Annotated in this window: 16 protein-coding genes; 6 read left to right on the plus strand and 10 right to left on the minus strand. The window is 48.6% G+C overall.

Annotated elements, in window-relative coordinates; genetic code table 11:
* The first annotated feature begins 208 nt into the window (after window positions 1-208).
* On the plus strand, window positions 209-1,111 hold the full coding sequence (locus tag ACJJIW_RS09705) for a bile acid:sodium symporter family protein (RefSeq protein ID WP_444892036.1): 903 nt from the start codon (window positions 209-211) through the stop codon (window positions 1,109-1,111).
* A gap of 211 nt (window positions 1,112-1,322) precedes the next feature.
* A complete protein-coding gene (locus ACJJIW_RS09710) occupies window positions 1,323-2,240 on the plus strand; it encodes a glycosyltransferase family A protein (RefSeq protein ID WP_444937200.1) in 918 nt (305 codons plus the stop codon).
* A gap of 80 nt (window positions 2,241-2,320) precedes the next feature.
* Here ACJJIW_RS09710 and ACJJIW_RS09715 read toward each other — a convergent pair whose 3' ends face one another.
* The 3 genes from ACJJIW_RS09715 to ACJJIW_RS09725 form a co-directional block, all read right to left on the minus strand.
* The gene (locus ACJJIW_RS09715) at window positions 2,321-4,672 is read right to left on the minus strand and encodes an autotransporter family protein (protein WP_444937201.1); all 2,352 of its coding nucleotides are present in this window, start codon (window positions 4,670-4,672) and stop codon (window positions 2,321-2,323) included.
* 148 nt (window positions 4,673-4,820) lie between these two features.
* Window positions 4,821-5,597: an OmpW/AlkL family protein gene (locus ACJJIW_RS09720; RefSeq protein WP_444937202.1), complete on the minus strand. Its 777-nt coding sequence runs from the start codon at window positions 5,595-5,597 to the stop codon at window positions 4,821-4,823.
* 240 nt (window positions 5,598-5,837) lie between these two features.
* Window positions 5,838-6,767, minus strand: coding sequence for a LysR family transcriptional regulator (locus ACJJIW_RS09725; RefSeq protein WP_444937203.1), 930 nt, complete (start codon window positions 6,765-6,767; stop codon window positions 5,838-5,840).
* A 113-nt stretch (window positions 6,768-6,880) separates the two neighbouring features.
* Here ACJJIW_RS09725 and ACJJIW_RS09730 point away from each other — a divergent pair, with 113 nt between their 5' ends.
* The 4 genes from ACJJIW_RS09730 to ACJJIW_RS09745 are packed head-to-tail and all read left to right on the plus strand — an operon-like array spanning window position 6,881 to window position 9,642.
* Window positions 6,881-7,099, plus strand: a complete 219-nt coding sequence (locus tag ACJJIW_RS09730; protein WP_444937204.1) for a hypothetical protein — start codon at window positions 6,881-6,883, stop codon at window positions 7,097-7,099.
* A gap of 2 nt (window positions 7,100-7,101) precedes the next feature.
* Complete coding sequence (locus ACJJIW_RS09735; protein ID WP_444937205.1) at window positions 7,102-8,031, plus strand: sodium-dependent bicarbonate transport family permease; 930 nt, start codon at window positions 7,102-7,104, stop codon at window positions 8,029-8,031.
* Window positions 8,032-8,037: 6 nt separating this feature from the next.
* Window positions 8,038-8,529: a 5-(carboxyamino)imidazole ribonucleotide mutase gene (gene purE / locus ACJJIW_RS09740; RefSeq protein WP_282931253.1), complete on the plus strand. Its 492-nt coding sequence runs from the start codon at window positions 8,038-8,040 to the stop codon at window positions 8,527-8,529.
* Between the two features lie 12 nt (window positions 8,530-8,541).
* Complete coding sequence (locus ACJJIW_RS09745; RefSeq protein ID WP_444937206.1) at window positions 8,542-9,642, plus strand: 5-(carboxyamino)imidazole ribonucleotide synthase; 1,101 nt, start codon at window positions 8,542-8,544, stop codon at window positions 9,640-9,642.
* Window positions 9,643-9,645: 3 nt separating this feature from the next.
* Here ACJJIW_RS09745 and mnhG read toward each other — a convergent pair whose 3' ends face one another.
* The 7 genes from mnhG to mbhE are packed head-to-tail and all read right to left on the minus strand — an operon-like array spanning window position 9,646 to window position 15,389.
* Window positions 9,646-9,990 (minus strand): monovalent cation/H(+) antiporter subunit G, encoded by a 345-nt coding sequence (mnhG, locus tag ACJJIW_RS09750; protein WP_282931255.1) that lies wholly within the window; start codon window positions 9,988-9,990, stop codon window positions 9,646-9,648.
* Window positions 9,980-10,315 carry a cation:proton antiporter gene (locus tag ACJJIW_RS09755; protein WP_282931256.1) on the minus strand — a complete coding sequence of 112 codons (336 nt, stop codon included), beginning with the start codon at window positions 10,313-10,315 and terminating at the stop codon, window positions 9,980-9,982. Before ACJJIW_RS09755 ends, mnhG begins: the two co-directional genes overlap by 11 nt.
* A complete protein-coding gene (locus ACJJIW_RS09760) occupies window positions 10,315-10,788 on the minus strand; it encodes a Na+/H+ antiporter subunit E (RefSeq protein ID WP_444937207.1) in 474 nt (157 codons plus the stop codon). The genes ACJJIW_RS09755 and ACJJIW_RS09760 overlap by 1 nt, the downstream gene beginning before the upstream one ends.
* A gap of 6 nt (window positions 10,789-10,794) precedes the next feature.
* Complete coding sequence (locus ACJJIW_RS09765) at window positions 10,795-12,315, minus strand: Na+/H+ antiporter subunit D (protein WP_444937208.1); 1,521 nt, start codon at window positions 12,313-12,315, stop codon at window positions 10,795-10,797.
* Window positions 12,312-12,686, minus strand: coding sequence for a Na+/H+ antiporter subunit C (locus ACJJIW_RS09770; RefSeq protein ID WP_282931259.1), 375 nt, complete (start codon window positions 12,684-12,686; stop codon window positions 12,312-12,314). Before ACJJIW_RS09770 ends, ACJJIW_RS09765 begins: the two co-directional genes overlap by 4 nt.
* Before the next feature lies 1 nt (window position 12,687).
* On the minus strand, window positions 12,688-13,107 hold the full coding sequence (locus tag ACJJIW_RS09775; protein WP_282931260.1) for a Na+/H+ antiporter subunit B: 420 nt from the start codon (window positions 13,105-13,107) through the stop codon (window positions 12,688-12,690).
* Window positions 13,104-15,389: a hydrogen gas-evolving membrane-bound hydrogenase subunit E gene (gene mbhE, locus ACJJIW_RS09780; RefSeq protein WP_444937209.1), complete on the minus strand. Its 2,286-nt coding sequence runs from the start codon at window positions 15,387-15,389 to the stop codon at window positions 13,104-13,106. Before mbhE ends, ACJJIW_RS09775 begins: the two co-directional genes overlap by 4 nt.
* Window positions 15,390-15,608 lie beyond the last annotated feature (219 nt).

Here is a 15,608-nt window from a genome sequence, read left to right on the forward strand (position 1 = left end):
GCTTTACCATCTGAACTAAAAATAATAATTACACTTATAAGAATCGATCCGAGCACCAAGAAAATCAGCGAATTACCGATGTCGAAATAAGTCCCCTGGCAGTGAAGTTTCTGCCTTGATTTCGTTATCCATCTCCAGTGCCAGCTGTATTCTGGAAGTTGATTTTGGTCGGGTATTTTTCTTACAGTGACTGATACTGGAGAAAATCATGGAATCAGGTCCCCTTATTTCGATCGGCTTACCTATCTCGCTGTTTATCATCATGGTGGGAATAGGGATGACCCTAACTGCCAGGGATTTCCATCAGGTAACGGTAAAGCCTATTGGCCTTATTATCGGAACTTTTACCCAAATTCTCCTGATGCCAGCTATAGCAATTGGCCTCTGCTGGGGATTAAATCTACCACCGGCCATTGCTGTTGGCCTAGTCATTATTGCCGCCTGTCCGGGAGGCACAACATCGAACCTGTTTACCTTGATGGCTCGCGGTAACGTGGCGCTTTCTATTGTATTAACAGTTTCTGCTAGCCTGATTACTATTGCCAGTTTACCGCTTTTCGCAAATTATGCGCTTCGAACTTATTTCGGCGCTGACCAGACTATAACTCTGCCATTCGCGAGTACAGTGGTGATGTTATCCAGTATTGTCCTCTTGCCTGTTGTGATAGGGATGCTATTTCGCGCCTGGAGACCGCACCTGGCTCGCCGCGCAGAGGGAATAGTCAGTATTTTTGGCGGGGTTGTATTGCTTGCACTGGTAGCAGGCCTTATCTGGGGAATTCGCGATCGCCTTGCAGACTTGATGGTTCAAGCTGGACCCTCGGTCATTCTATTGAATCTCTGTGGTGTGCTATTGGGGCTTCTTATCAGCCGGGTTGCTGGCCTGCCAAAGCGGGAAGGGGTTGCGGTTGCAACGGAACTCGGTATTAAGAACAGTACCATCGGAATGATGGTAACCCTCACGCTCTTACACTCGAGTGAGATGTCCGTGCCCTCAGCAGTTTACGGTGTATTGATGTTCCCATCTGGCGTTCTTTTGGCGTTATATGGTCGCCGTGGCGCAACGAAAAAACTGGCCTCTGAGACGGAAGGAGCAGGTGAAGTAGGGTAGTAAATGTTGCATTTACCGAAAACTAGACCATACCTTTACTATTGAGGGTGTGGTCGATCTCGGAAAATTGTGCTCGCCTATACCAATTTCTGTTACTGCACTATGAATTTCAATAATTCTAATGTGCGGCCACGGATTACTGAATGTCCTTTTTAGGTATATGTCTAAAACCAGGCATTGAGTTGTCTCAACCCCAGATTGTAAAGTCAATATGTTCAAGGGTTTTACGGCGAAGCGCAGCAAGAAAAATACAATCAACAACAACCTAAAATTAGATGCTCTGGTCTGGAAGAGAATATTGGAGCAGTCGACCCTCAGTGGTAATGATTCTGGGGTAGGTAATGCGGCTAAACACAGTATTGTTGTTTCTCTGACTAGCTATGGAAAGCGAATCCATGATATCCATTTGTGTATCGAGAGTTTATTTCAGCAGTCGCTAAAGGCGGATTTAATTGTACTTTGGCTATCGACCAAAGAATTTCCAGATTATATGTTGCCCAATATTTTAATGAGGCAGGTAGATCGTGGATTGAGAATTGAATTTGTTGATGAAGATCTAGGACCTTACACAAAGTATTATTACGCGCTTCAAAAATTTCCTGATAGCCTGATAATCACGGTGGATGACGATATCCTCTACCCGATGGATACCATCGATATGCTGTATCAGTCATATTTAAAGTTCCCATCACATATTTTCTGTCATCGAGCTCACAGGATAGGTGTTGATAAAAAAGGCAATGTATTGCCTTACAACAAATGGAGGACAACGCGGGAAACTTGGAGGTGCAATATGAATATTAAACCTTCTTATCGTGTTTTTCCTACTGGAGTTGGGGGTGTTTTATATTATCCCGGCTCTTTACATCCCGATGTTCTAAATAAAGATAAGTTTTTGGAGTTATGTCCTAATGCGGATGATATCTGGCTTAAAGCCATGAGTATGAGGCAAGGAATTCGTTGTGCAAGAGTGCCAGATGTTCGTTTCTGGAGGGATAGGTTTTTAACAATCCCTGGGTGTCAGGCTAGCGGCTTGAAGAAACAAAATTTAAAGGGAAAGTGTGGTAACGATAAGAAAATACGCAGAGTATTCTCTGAATATAATTTATCTCAGTTACTCTTAGAGTGAATAGGCGCTGCTTAATCTATAGGTAATGTAGCTGTCGTACTCTAAGGTTGATATTTGGCTTTCAGTTTGATCTCAAATTGCTACCACTTATAACGAAATCCTAATTCCAAGCCTCCGGAAAAACTATTCCCCAGGTTTTCCAAACTGCTACTGTAATAAATTTCTGAATAGATAGAACAGTGATCACCGCACTCATCGTAGCTCGCGCCCAAGCGCAATTCACCGTACCAGGTATCAGGTTTTTGACTGAGTCGGGTTTCCGATACGAGTAAATTAGTCCTCTGGTCGATATTGTAAATAAGGCTCGGAGTTGCGAATAGAGAGAACCTTTCCAGGGGAATTGAGCCATACATATTGCGACTGCTCTTACGCTGGCTCTTGCGCTTTTCAAAGATGGTTCCCAAACGTAAGAGGAAGCCATTGTTATTGATATCTGTAGCTTGTACTGCATAGATATCCTGCAAGTTGTTGGCTTCCTCCGAGGTGTAAATCAATTGCGCATGGGGTGTCCAGGAATAGTAATCATGCAGTTTAAAACTCTTGCCGCCCTCGATAGACAAGGCGTAACCAAATGCTTCATCGCTATTATTGAGTTCGCGCAGTGATTTGGCATCCATTTCAAAGTCAAACCAATTTAGCTTAAGTTGACTATCAATAAAAATGCCATCCAATCCATACCAGGTGACAAATGCGCTGACGCCGTAGTTACTCGCATCGATTGAGCCATCACCAAAAAATGAACTCACATCGTTATTTGAATCGCCGTAGTGCAAAGCGGCGCTGCCAATAAGTTGGCTTCCAAATACGGAGACTTGTATTGGTAAATCAAAGCCCACTTGTACTTGATAGTAAGTCTGTTTCCAGTTTGCACGGGTACTGGACTCATTGGGGTCAAGGGTAATATGCCGGGCAGAGTTCCTGATCCAAAGTCCACGATTATCAATTGCCTGCTCTTGGGCATCGCTATACTCGCTACTGGCCAGGTCCAAATAGCTTGTACCTACCCAATAGCGATTACCCAGGCGGCTGCGCAGTGAAGAGGGAATATTGAGTGTTCTGAGAATTTGCGGGAGGGCTTCGTAGAGTACTGCAGTAGGTTGCCAGCGGATCATTCCGCTTTCAGGAAATACTGAAGAGTTATCCACAGTTGAACGCAAATACCAGCTGCCATCATCACTTCCTCCTGCGCCATTCTGGTGCAATGTGTAAGCATAGGCTCCACCTATCACTGCCTGCTGATCATCTTTGCTGACAAAATCCCCAGCCAGGGTAAATTGTGCATTTGACTCCCCTTCGACGGAGACCACTTTGATCCCGTTGCCCACTGTCCGTTTTCCTTTACCTGAACGGTTAAAGACAGAGATGGTCGTAGTGCCGGATGTGTCTCCCTCTATAATTAGCTGATCGCTTTGTGAAAAATCATCTTCTAGAACGGCGTCTACCCATAAGCGCCCGTTGTCAGAGCGATAATTTCCATAGTTTCCTGTGTCGTCTTTGGCTATGGTGAGGGTGTTGAATTTATTATTAGATAGGTCAATGGTTCCGTTATTGGATATATCTCCTGTAATCACATAACTGTCGCTGTCAAAAAATGCTTGCCCTCCCCATCGAATATCCAGGCCAAGCGGGTTTCCCTCTGCGTCGAGGCCTCCACCGACGGCTAAGCTCCCGGTAAATATCATTTTGGAACTACCCCAAATAACTATCCTTTCCCAGTTATTTAAAAGTGTCCCATCAACGGAGTAATCCAGCTTGAATATCAAGTTGTCAACCTCTCCGTCATCTGCACTGAGATCATCACCACCATCCAGTACTACATCACCGTCGAATGAGTGTGAGTCAATCAGGAGGGTATCTGATCCGGAGCCGCCTCGAACTTCGTTGCTGATGCCCTCATCCCAATAGATATAATCATCACCATTACCGGCATCCAGGTAATTAAAAATAAAACCTCCATCCAGGGTAATGGTATCGTTTCCATCACCTCCCCAAACATGGAAAGACAGCCCATCGAGTAGGATCAGGTTGTCATCGCCCTCGCCTCCATGAATGCCGCCTCCCTCCAGATAATCTCCAACATCACTGGAACGCTCATCGAGGGTTATCGTATCGTTACCAGCGCCGCCATTGACAAACAAATTGACTATGCCGCCGGTAATATTTATTTCATCATTTCCCTCACCGGCAAGTACATTTTCTGCCGTTCCTCCATTCAGGGTGATGGTGTCGTTGCCGGCGAAGGTTTCTATATCTGCGCCATTGGGGTCATTATCTTCATCACAAGTGATTTGATCTGCGCTGGCAGTACCGCTATTACCTGGGTTGCATTGCGCAATAGATTTATTGTAAAAAATAAGCACAAGAGGAATTACCAAGGTGAGTTGTACCAGCCTTACGAGCAATGCCGGGTGTCCAATTTTATGGATAGACACAGTTATTCCTTTTATCGTGCCAAATATTTACAGTAAATGTTTGCGATTTAACCGCACGGTTCTAGTTGGGCGAAATACAATTCATGTATTCACAGGCTTTAGAAACTGGCTTCTATTCTCGCCCAACTTTAAAAATCATTCCCATAAACTAGAATTTAGTGCCGACGCCAAAATTTATGATCCAAGGGTTGTAGTCAAAATGGGCGTAAAGGCGATCTCTGCCCAGTTCTGTGGGAAAATCGATAGTGGCATCAGTATCCGCTAGGTAATAAACCGTGGATAAATTAAGCAGGATCGGATAGCGCCAATCTCGGAAGTCTAGGCTGTAGTCCAAGCCAGCCTGTAGCCCCCAATCCCAGGAGTGTCCCATATTAAATGATCCTGGTGCGACCGAGAGCCCAGAGTCCAACAGGTACTCGTTAAACTGGCGGCTGATTTCAACCGTGTGGAAGTTGGTGTAATTTATTCCCGCGCCTATATAAGGTCGTGTACGATAGGAGGGGTCCATGAAGTACCAGTTGCCAAACACCATGGTTGTAGTGGTACTAAAGTCGCCCAGCTGGATTTGGTTTCGCCCGACGTTGCCGGTGAAGTTATCCAGTTTTGTACCGTAGTTGGCGCCATTAATATGCATCAACTCAATACCCCAACGGTCGCTGGGGCGCCAGACCCCCGATATTTGCCAGGCGTGAGCGGTATCGATCTGCCAGCTGCTGTTATATAAATCCCACTGCTGTAAAACCCGATATTTTAGCGCTGTGCCCTCGTCATTTGGTTGGACGTAAGTTAATCCGAAGCGAACAATAAATTCCCCCCACTCGATATCACGCCAATCATCCTGGGCATGAGTTGACAATGTAGAGAGAGTAAAAATCAGGGTAATAATTCCTTTGCTAAATCCTTTTGCGATCATCGCGATATCCATCTCTGAAAATCCAGGTACAGGCAAAACTACTTAATTGCCATAGGGAGGTGTAAATAAATACCGGCAATACATGGGCCAAGTACCCCAAAAAGTAGCAGGGTTGAGAAAGCTCGCAGTAAATTTTTCAAATTTTGAGGACTAAATTATTCAACAGGCATGATGTCAGGGGAGTGCTAGAGATATGACTTTGGGGGAAGCCAATATCTCTGGAAGATTGGGGTGAGAGGGGGAAATTGAGGGTTAAGAGAGTTTCCCCAAGGGCACCTTTTCCAGATTGCGTGCATACTCCAGGAATTTCTGTGCGGCGGGAGACAGCGGACGGGATTTGCGTCGGGCTAAATACCAGTGGGTAACAATAGGAAGCTCCTCAATATCGAGAATCGATAAACCTGCACGCCCGCCAAATGCCAGGGTATGTTCCGATAATATAGAGACCCCCAGGCCGGACATAACCGCATGCTTAATGGCTTCATTGCTCTCAATGGTCATACGGAGCTTGAGGTCTACATTGCGTTTGCGCAGGAACTGTTCAATGGCGTGGCGTGTACCGGAACCCTCCTCTCGATGCAGGAACTGACAGTCTGCAAATTCTTGCAAGGAGATTTTTTTACGGGAGGCCAGTGGGTGGTTTTCCGGTGCTATCGCCAGTAAGCGGTTGGGTAGAAACTCCACAAGCTCCAGATCCTGGCTTTTTGGAGGGTGGCTGAAAACGTAGAAATCATCTTCATCCTCACCGGTGTAATCAATAATCTGTTGGCGATTGCCCACCCTGAAGTGGATATCCAGTCGCGGATGCTGCTGATAAAACTCCCCGATCAGGTGAGGGATAAAGTATTTGGCGGTGGTCACTACTGCCAGCTGTAGGCTGCCGGTATCCAACCCTCGCAATTGGGCCAGTTTCAGGTCCAGATACTCGTAACTCTTCAGGATCTCCCTGGCACTTTCTACCAGGGTTTGCCCGGCCTCCGTAAATTGCAGTTGCCTGCCCACCGAGTAATACAGAGGTAGACCCACCGCATCGGAAAGTTTGGCCAGCTGCATCGATACGCTTGGCTGGGTCAGGTGCAGTTTTCTGGCAGCGGCGCTGATATTGCCCAACTCGTAGACACAGAGCAGGATCTCCAGTTGTCGAACGGTTCCAATGCGGGCATGGGCACGAGTTAAGGGCACAAAATCACCTATATAGGTTTTGGTTTATAGTTTACATAATAAATATCTATTTTTATCTATCAATAGCAATTCCGATAATGCGTCAATTTCAATAACCAGTGGGGGCATTATCAATGCAGAGATCACAACTCTTATTTGGCGTGATTGTCGGCTTGTTAGTTTTATGCGCAGGCTTGTCAGTAAATCTTGCCGGTATGAACGGGGTTCCATTGATGGCTGTAGGCCTAGTGGTGGTTCTGGCCAATGCTGCTTACTGGCTGATGGCGCAGCAAACTCCGAAACGCATACGTATCTCCAATAATCGCTCCAGACAGCGCCGGGGACAGCGATAGAGATGCAGTTGGATATTGTTGTTGGTTTCTTTCTGCTGGGCGCCTTTGCCCAGCTGGTTCGCAGTGACCTGCGTTTACCCAAAGGTCTTTACCAGAGCTGCGTTACCTTCCTGCTAATCGCCATCGGCTTGAAAGGTGGTGCTGCTCTAAGTGCGTATTCCGCTGCCACCCTGGTTCCCCAGTCCCTGGCGGTGGTGGCTTTTGGTGCTCTGTTACCCCTGGTGGCTTTCCCTATCTTGCGCTGGATTGGCAAGTGGTCACGTGTGGATGCGGCGGCAACGGCGGCGCACTATGGGTCTGTCAGTGTTGCCACCTACGCGGTGGCGGTGGCCCTGCTACAGTCACAGAATATTGAATACGAAGCGTATTTCCCTCTGTTTGTAGCACTTCTTGAAGTCCCGGCAATCATTGTCGGCATGCTGTTGGCGCGGCAATCGATGGGCAGTTCGAGCAAGCGCCGGGTGTTTCACGAGGTCACCTGCAACCAGGGAGTACTGTTGCTCCTGGGGGGAATCGTTATCGGAGCCTGGGCTGGAGAGCGTACCGCTTCAGTAATGCCTTTGTTTGGGACCCTGTTTCATGGCATATTGGCGCTCTTTCTGCTGGAAATGGGGCGTGTCGCTGCGGCGCGGTTGGCCGATGTTAGAGGGCAGGGGGCTTTCCTGCTCAGCTTCGGCATTTTTATGCCGCTGATTGGCGGTGCCGCTGGCGGTATCTTGGGGAGTTTGTTGGGTTTGTCGCCTGGTGGTATCTTTCTGCTCGCGGTGCTCGGTAGCAGTGCCTCTTATATCGCTGTGCCTGCGGCTATGTCCGTTGCCCTGCCGCAGGCCAATGCTAGTGTGTCCATCACTTTGTCCCTGGCAGTTACCTTTCCTTTCAATGTGCTGGTGGCGATTCCCGTCTATCTGGCGCTCGTTCAATATTGGAGTTAATCGCAAGTGAAGCCGATTCCCTTTGAAAAAGTCACTATCGTAATGGGTTCCCGCTCAGATTGGGCCACCATGAGCAACGCGACTAAGCCTCTGGAAGAGCTCGAAGTTCCCTTTGCTACTGCTGTGGTTTCGGCCCACAGAACTCCCCAGCGCATGGTTGAATTTGCCAGCCGTGCCCACGAATCCGGTACCGAAGTGATTATTGCCGGCGCCGGCGGCTCCGCCCACTTACCGGGTATGATCGCTGCTTTGACTCCCCTGCCTGTGATCGCAGTGCCGGTTGAGAGCCGTTTTATGACGGGTATGGACAGCTTGTTATCCATTGTGCAGATGCCTCGCGGTGTGGCGGTAGCAACCCAGGCGGTCGGTGCTTCCGGTGCTTACAATGCAGGTTTGATGGCTGCGCAGATGTTGTCTTTGGCTGATGCGGAATTGCAGAAGCGCCTGATCGCCTGGCGTGAGCGTCAGACCGAGCAAGTCCCGATCACGGTTGAGTGATAGGAGATCGTTGTGAGTAAGAGACGAGTTGCCATTATTGGCTGTGGGCAGTTGGCACAGATGATGGCTCAAGAGGGGCAGCCCCTCGGAGTGGAGTTCAGTTTCCTGGCTGAGACCGGTGAAAACACCGACTGTGTGAAGGGGCTGGGGACTATCGTGGAGATGGAACCGGGACAGGACCCTGAGGCCTTGTATCAGGCACTGGGACGCCCGGAAGTGATCACCAGTGAGAGAGAGCAAGTGAGTGTGGACTTGCTGCGCTCTTTTCAGCCCTTTTGCCCGGTATATCCGGACCCGCATATTACAGAGAAGGCCCAGCACCGTTTGCGTGAGAAGCGAGCACTCACAGACTCTGGACTGCCTGTTGCACCTTTCGCAGCAGCACAGGGTGAAAAAGAGCTGCGGGAAGCGGTCGACCAACTGGGATATCCGGCGTTTATTAAGAGCTGTGAAAATGGCTACGACGGCAAGAATCAATGGTGTGTGAAGAGTGCTGCAGACTTGGATGCTGCCATTCCCCAAGCTGGTGATCAGGAGTGTGTCGTTGAGGCTGGGGTGAATTTCGCCTGTGAAGTTTCCATTATCGGTGCTCGTTCGGCATCTGGTGAAATTAAAGCCTATCCGCTGACGGAAAACCGCCACCGCAACGGCACCTTACTGCTGTCCACCGCTCCCTACGACAACCCGGAGCTGCTCAAGGCCGCAGAGGGTTACCTGGCGACCCTGCTGAAGGACTGGGACTATGTGGGTGTATTGGCCGTTGAGTGTTTTGTCAGTGAGAGTGGCCTGATTGTCAACGAAGTGGCACCGCGAGTTCACAACAGCGGTCACTGGACCTTTGTCGGCCCTGAGGCCAGCCAATTTGCCAATCATATCCGCGCGATACTGGATATGCCCCTGGGCGATACTGTCTGCCCGGTGCCAGTTGCGATGGTCAATATGTTGGGGGTTGATGTAGCTCCAAAGCAGGATAACGATGGTGTTTGGCTGTACGGCAAAGCACTTCGCCCTGGGCGCAAAATGGGTCATGTCATTTTACAGGACCCGGATATGGATCAGTTGCGTGAACGCAGTGAGAAGATGATCGAAGAGCTTTACGGCGAAAAGATTTAGTCCTTACTGAATATTGCGCATCGGGTTCTTGAACTTGATCTTGGAGCCGGTACCTCGCCACATGGGAGTGCCGGCCCGGTAGGCTGCCCGGGCAATCATATGTACACCGATTGGAACTGTCAGTAATAAGAATAAGATGGCAGCAATGGCCCTGGCGGTCACTTGGGCATCGCTAAAGAGAATTGCTACGCCCGCCAGTAATAACCCACAACATACCGTAGCCCCTTTTCCCGATGTACTCATTCGAGTGTAAAAGTCCGGCATTCGCAGCAAGCCCAAAGCGGCGCTGAACCCAAAAAAACTGCCCACCAGAATTATCAAAGCGATAAAAATTTCATCAAATGTCATCACGACCCCTATGGCTGTGGGTGACTGTGCGCGAGCCGCTTTTTTCAATAAAGCGGGCAAAGGCCACACTCACTAAAAATGCGACCAGGGCCAGGGCGATGGCAGCGTCCAGGTACACGGGTTGTCCCGAGGCGATTGCCAGTAGTGCACAGTAGGCCACGGCCAAAATGTTGAGAACATCCAGAGCGACAACCCTGTCCGCTAAGGTGGGGCCCAAAGCGATACGCAGGAAGCACATTACCAGGGCGAGTAATAATAGAAAGGAGGCAATATTGATTGCTACTGTGACCAGTGGTGAATGAATATCGATAATTGTGAGAAACATCAGGAAACCGCCTCCTTAACCCGTTTCTCAAACCCCTCTCTAATTTCTTCGCGAAAGGTGTCTGGATCACTGACAAACATAGTATGTACGATTAAGGCATCATTATTGGGGGTGACGTCCAATACCATCGTACCCGGTGTCAGCGAAATTAAGTTGGTAAGAATAAAAATCTGGTTTCTATCGAGTCTCTCCATGGGTAGTCGTACGACCAGAGGCCGGCTTTGTAAGCGGGGTGAAAAGACTTCGTAGGCGGCGCGCAGGCTGGATAATACTAGCTCCTCGAGAAAGAAAAAAAATAAATGAGCCAAGCGCGGCAGGCGGGTAAAGTAGGTTTGTGCCCCAGGCAGTATGGGAGATACTCGAAGTGCCAAAAAACCGATCAAAAAGCCAAAGAAAAAGTTCGCCATGGAAGCATTTCCCGTCAGCGCAGACCAACTGATGGCGAGCAGCAAATTTAATAGAAAAATACGCATTTCTATTCAGTTATCCGTAATTGAATGAACAATACCTGGCAACACTGCGTTCAGGTAATCATCAGGCTCCAATAACTCTCCGGCAGCACCCAGGGAGTACTCTATAAAAGGTTCAGGAACAAATCCCAAGGTCAAGGTGATAAGTGCGAGCAATATGACTGGAAGCAGCCGCTGGAAGCGCTCCGCACCACTTAAGCTGTATAAATTCTTGCAATGCTCCTCGGGGTGAGGTTTCCAGAATGCTTCCGCCCATATCTTGCTCATTGAAAATAGAGTCAGTGCCCCGGTAATTAACGCGACAGCAGCGACGATATAGGCGGCCTGGTCCAGGCTAGCCTTGACCAATAGCAGTTTTGCCCAAAAACCTGATAGTGGAGGAAATCCAGCCAAGCTGAATGCGGCTATAAAAAATAATGTCGATAGAAACGGACTGGACCGATATAAACCGCCAATCTCATTCAATTCATAACTGCCTGTGAGGCGCTGAGCAGTACCACTGATCAGGAATAAGTTCGTTTTTGCCACAATGTTGTGGACCATATAGAAAACAGATCCGGCCAGTGCCAGGGGGCTGTTCAGAGCTAGCCCCAAGACCAGGAATCCAATCTGGCTGATGATATGAAATGCAAGTATTTTCCGAAATTCATAATGTGCCGCAGCGCCCAACACACCTGTCAGCATGGTGAGCAATGCTGCCCATAATAAAATATCCCGGGTGAACTCAAGATCATTGGGAAATATTAAAGTAAAGGTGCGAATAAGCGCGTAGACGCCGACCTTAGTCAATAGACCGGCAAATACAGCGGTAACGGCGACCGGCGGAACATGGTATGAAGCGGGCAACCAAAAAAACAGGGGAAATATTGCCGCCTTGATCCCAAAAGCACAGATAAATATAACTGCCAATGTTGAAATCGCGACAGGATTTTGCACCTCTGCCAGGGAAATATGCAGCTGAGCCATATTCAGGGTGCCAGTGAGCCCATAAAGGAGCCCGATAGAGGTCAGCATCAACAGTGTGGATACCAGATTTAACGCTACATATTTAATACCGCCATCCAGTTGTATTTTCTCACCACCGAGTACCAGTAGAGCGAAAGAGGCAATTAACATTACCTCAAACCACACATATAAATTGAATAAATCACCAGTGATAAAGCTACCGCTGACGCCCGCTAAAAGCAGCTGGAAGAAGCTGTGAAATCCCATCTTCACACGTTTTTCACTGATGTCTGATATTGCAAATAGTGAGACACATAATCCCACAATGGCACTGATCAACAGCATTACCGCACTGAGCCGATCGGCGACCAATGTGATTCCGAAGGGGGCCTGCCAATCCCCCATCTGCCCGGCCTGAGGACCATTGGTTTCAACCAGGATTAGAATAAAAATATTAACGCAAAGGGCGGTAAGGCATCCCAATATAGAAATGGCAGAGCAAAGATATTGACGGCCGCGTGCGGGAAATGTAATTAACGCCGTGGCGATAGGGATTAAGAATGGCAGGGCCAATAACCAACTCAAGGGGCTTTCTTCCTCTTGGGCTTAACTGGTTCAGCAATTCTCATACTATCCACATCTAATGTACCCAGCTCCCGGTAAGCTTGTGCAATTAGTGCCAGGGCAAAGGCCAGCAGGCCAAAGCCAATTACGATTGCGGTTAGGATCAGGGCCTGGGGTAGGGGATTGGCAACGATAATTTGCGGGGCTTCCTGGCCCTTGGGGACCAGCGGTGGCGAGGCACGGGTCAGTCGTCCGGCGATAAAAATTGCCAAATTGGCGGCATTGCTGATCAGTACCAAGCCAAACAGGTAGTGTAACAGGTGGCGGGCCAGCATAAGGTAAACGCCGGTAGCTATCAGGATGCCGACGACAACGGCGAGTGGAGCTTCCATTTTAGCTGGCCTCTTCCAGTGCGAAAATCAGTGTGAGAACGGCTCCGAGTACTGTTAGGTAAACTCCAATATCAAAAAATAAAACATTGCTGATAATAATTCCGCCAGTTTCCTTGCTCCCTACCATGGCAAACCACTGTCCGGAAAAGGGGCCATCTCCCCAAAATAGAGCCATTAATCCAGATAACCCGGCAATGACAACTCCCCAGGCGGCGAGGGTCCCTGGAGGTATGCGCAGAGCACTTTGTGCAGCCTCCATCCCCCAAGCCATAGCAAACAGGGCAAAAGCAGAAGCGGCAATTAATCCAGCAATAAATCCGCCTCCGGGATAATTGTGTCCACGTAACAGCATATAAATGGAGAAGACCAAGATCAGGGCTACCAACACACGGGTCGCTGTCTGTAGGATAATAGAGTTCACTGCTTGCCCCGTCTTAAATGATGACCGAGTAATGTCACCGCAGCGACAGCTGCGGTGAACACCACAATAATCTCCCCGAAAGTATCCAGGGCCCGGAAGTCCACCAGAATGACATTGACAATATTGCGTCCATGGGCCTCGGGTACTGCTGCCTCTTTGTAAAATTCACTTACAGGGCTCTCGAATGGGGTTTGCAGGACCACCAAAATACTGATAGTAAATAAAAGGCCGACTGTGGCACCCAGCAGTGCATCCCTGGGACGGAAGCCTTCCTTCTTACCGGGAGTAAATACGGGCAGGCGTGGAAGAATCGCAGCAATTAATACCAGATACAGCGTTTCTACCAGAATCTGTGTAATGGCTACATCCGGTGCGCCAAAGAAAAGATAAATTAGTGCTATACCCACACCGAGAGCGCCGAGTGCGCAAATGGCGGTCAGAGGTTTACGCGCAATGCCCGCAGTAAAGGTGCCTCCTACCGTCAGCAGTATGGCTGCCCACTCTTTTAAATTGAGGCGTGGTGCAGTGTACTCCAGTGAGAAGTGGCCGGTATGTATAAAGGCATAAATTAAAGCCATCGAGAGAGTAACAAAAATAACAGTGAGATAACGCCGCATAATTCCATTTTGCAATATACGTGTTTGCAGTGCGGCAAAAGCTTTTAATAGTTCTAAGGATTTATCCCACAGTAAATCGGCGCTAGTTGGCGCATGGGTAAAGTCCCAGTTTAACCAAGCTCGCATACGTTTGAGATTGACATACATAATCACCCCGAGCACAAAAGTAAGAATACTCATCAGGAGAGGAATGTTAATACCGTGCCAGAGTTTTAGGTCGATGGTTTCTGGAAGTCCGAGTATCGCTGTGAGAGCCGGTTCCACCAGTCCGCCACCGACTAAGTCCGGGGCTAGGCCAAATGTGAGGCCGAAAGCGCTTAAAACTATTGGGCTTATCCATAAACCGGGAGGTGCGCTTCGAATACGGCTGGCATCTTTGGGTGGAGGACCAAAGAAGGGTTTGATGGCTACCATACCGGCTACTGTCACCGTTACCGCATTGGCAAAAATTGCTGCTGTGCCCACCAATGCGGGCTCTGAAGCTACCGCCAAGGCACCTTCATATTTCAGTTCTTTGCCAATAAATCCAAGGAACGGCGGGAACCCTGCCATGGATAGGGCTGAAGCCAGCGCAGCGATAAACGCAAAGGGCAATAATTTTGCCAGGCCGTGTAGCTTGGTTAAATCCCGGGTACCGGTCTGCCGATCGATAATGCCCACCACCATAAACAGTGCAGCTTTGTAAAAAGAGTGAACCAGCAAGAAAGTAATTGCAGCGGCGACGGCAGCTGAAGCATCAGAACCCAGAAACATGGTGATAGTGCCGAGAGCGATTACGGTGGTATAGGCGAGGGCCCGTTTCAGGTCTGTTTGACGCAGGGCAGCCACTGCCGCTACTGCGGCAGTGGCAATACCGGTGCAGGTTAAAATCCACTCCCAGTATTCAGTGTGGGCTAGTACCGGATGTAGGCGAGCAAGAAGGTAAATACCGGCTTTGACCATAGTGGCGGAGTGCAGATATGCGCTCACCGGTGTTGGAGCCGCCATGGCATTGGGTAACCAAAAATGGAAAGGCAATTGTGCCGACTTTGAGAATGCTCCGATAAGTACCAGAATCAAAATAGGAAGATAGAGTGAACTGGATTTAATTTGTTCCCCTTTTATTAACAACTCTTCAAGGTCATAGCTATCGACAATTTGTCCCATTAATAAGAAAGCGGTAAGTAAGCAAAGCCCCCCTAAGGCAGTTACTAGTAAAGCCTGTAAAGCTGATCGCCGCGCAACAGCACTGGAGTGGTTAAAGCCAATCAGGAGGTAGCTCGCGACTGTCGTCACTTCCCAAAACACAAATAAAGTAATGAGATCGGATGCCAATACCAAACCCAGCATTCCGATCATAAAGAGATAGAGATAGAGGAAGAAGCGTCGCAATAGTGGATTGCCGCGCAAATACTCGGCGGCATAAATGGTGATAAAAAATCCAATACCACTGATTAATAAGGCAAATAAAAAACTGAGTCCGTCGATATAGAAACGCAGGGATATGCCCAGATCTGGAACCCAGCTAATGCCAAAGGAAAACTCTCTGCCTGCAGAAATATCGGGTAGATGAAAAAGCAATAACAAGGCGACAATGGCCGGAGGAATCGGAGAAAGCAGGGAGATCCATCTTCCCGGCGCTTTTCTATCGCCATTGCGACTTTCCATGTCGCCTACTGATCCCATTATTTTATCCCTGGTGACTCGATGTCAGTATCTAGCAGTGAATCACTGCCAAGTTAATAGTTTAGGTGTAAACCGGAGATTGTCGCTTTTAGGGTGAGTAGTCTTGTGCTTGTAAAGATGAATGTTCTGGTTAGATAGATTCCAATGCCTGTTACAAGAAGCGGTATCTCAGAGCAGGTTTACAGCTCCAACAGAATCAGTCTGTTGATAGATTGCCTA

Source organism: Microbulbifer maximicatervae (SeqCode) (assembly GCF_052467815.1).

Coding starts and splice junctions, on each gene's coding strand:
- ACJJIW_RS09705 (WP_444892036.1), top strand. CDS start 209: ATGGAATCAGGTCCCCTTATTTCGATCGGCTTACCTATCTCGCTGTTT.
- ACJJIW_RS09710 (WP_444937200.1), top strand. CDS start 1,323: ATGTTCAAGGGTTTTACGGCGAAGCGCAGCAAGAAAAATACAATCAAC.
- ACJJIW_RS09720 (WP_444937202.1), bottom strand. CDS start 5,597: ATGGATATCGCGATGATCGCAAAAGGATTTAGCAAAGGAATTATTACC.
- ACJJIW_RS09730 (WP_444937204.1), top strand. CDS start 6,881: ATGCAGAGATCACAACTCTTATTTGGCGTGATTGTCGGCTTGTTAGTT.
- ACJJIW_RS09735 (WP_444937205.1), top strand. CDS start 7,102: ATGCAGTTGGATATTGTTGTTGGTTTCTTTCTGCTGGGCGCCTTTGCC.
- mnhG (WP_282931255.1), bottom strand. CDS start 9,990: ATGACATTTGATGAAATTTTTATCGCTTTGATAATTCTGGTGGGCAGT.
- ACJJIW_RS09755 (WP_282931256.1), bottom strand. CDS start 10,315: ATGTTTCTCACAATTATCGATATTCATTCACCACTGGTCACAGTAGCA.
- ACJJIW_RS09760 (WP_444937207.1), bottom strand. CDS start 10,788: ATGCGTATTTTTCTATTAAATTTGCTGCTCGCCATCAGTTGGTCTGCG.
- ACJJIW_RS09770 (WP_282931259.1), bottom strand. CDS start 12,686: ATGGAAGCTCCACTCGCCGTTGTCGTCGGCATCCTGATAGCTACCGGC.
- mbhE (WP_444937209.1), bottom strand. CDS start 15,389: ATGGGATCAGTAGGCGACATGGAAAGTCGCAATGGCGATAGAAAAGCG.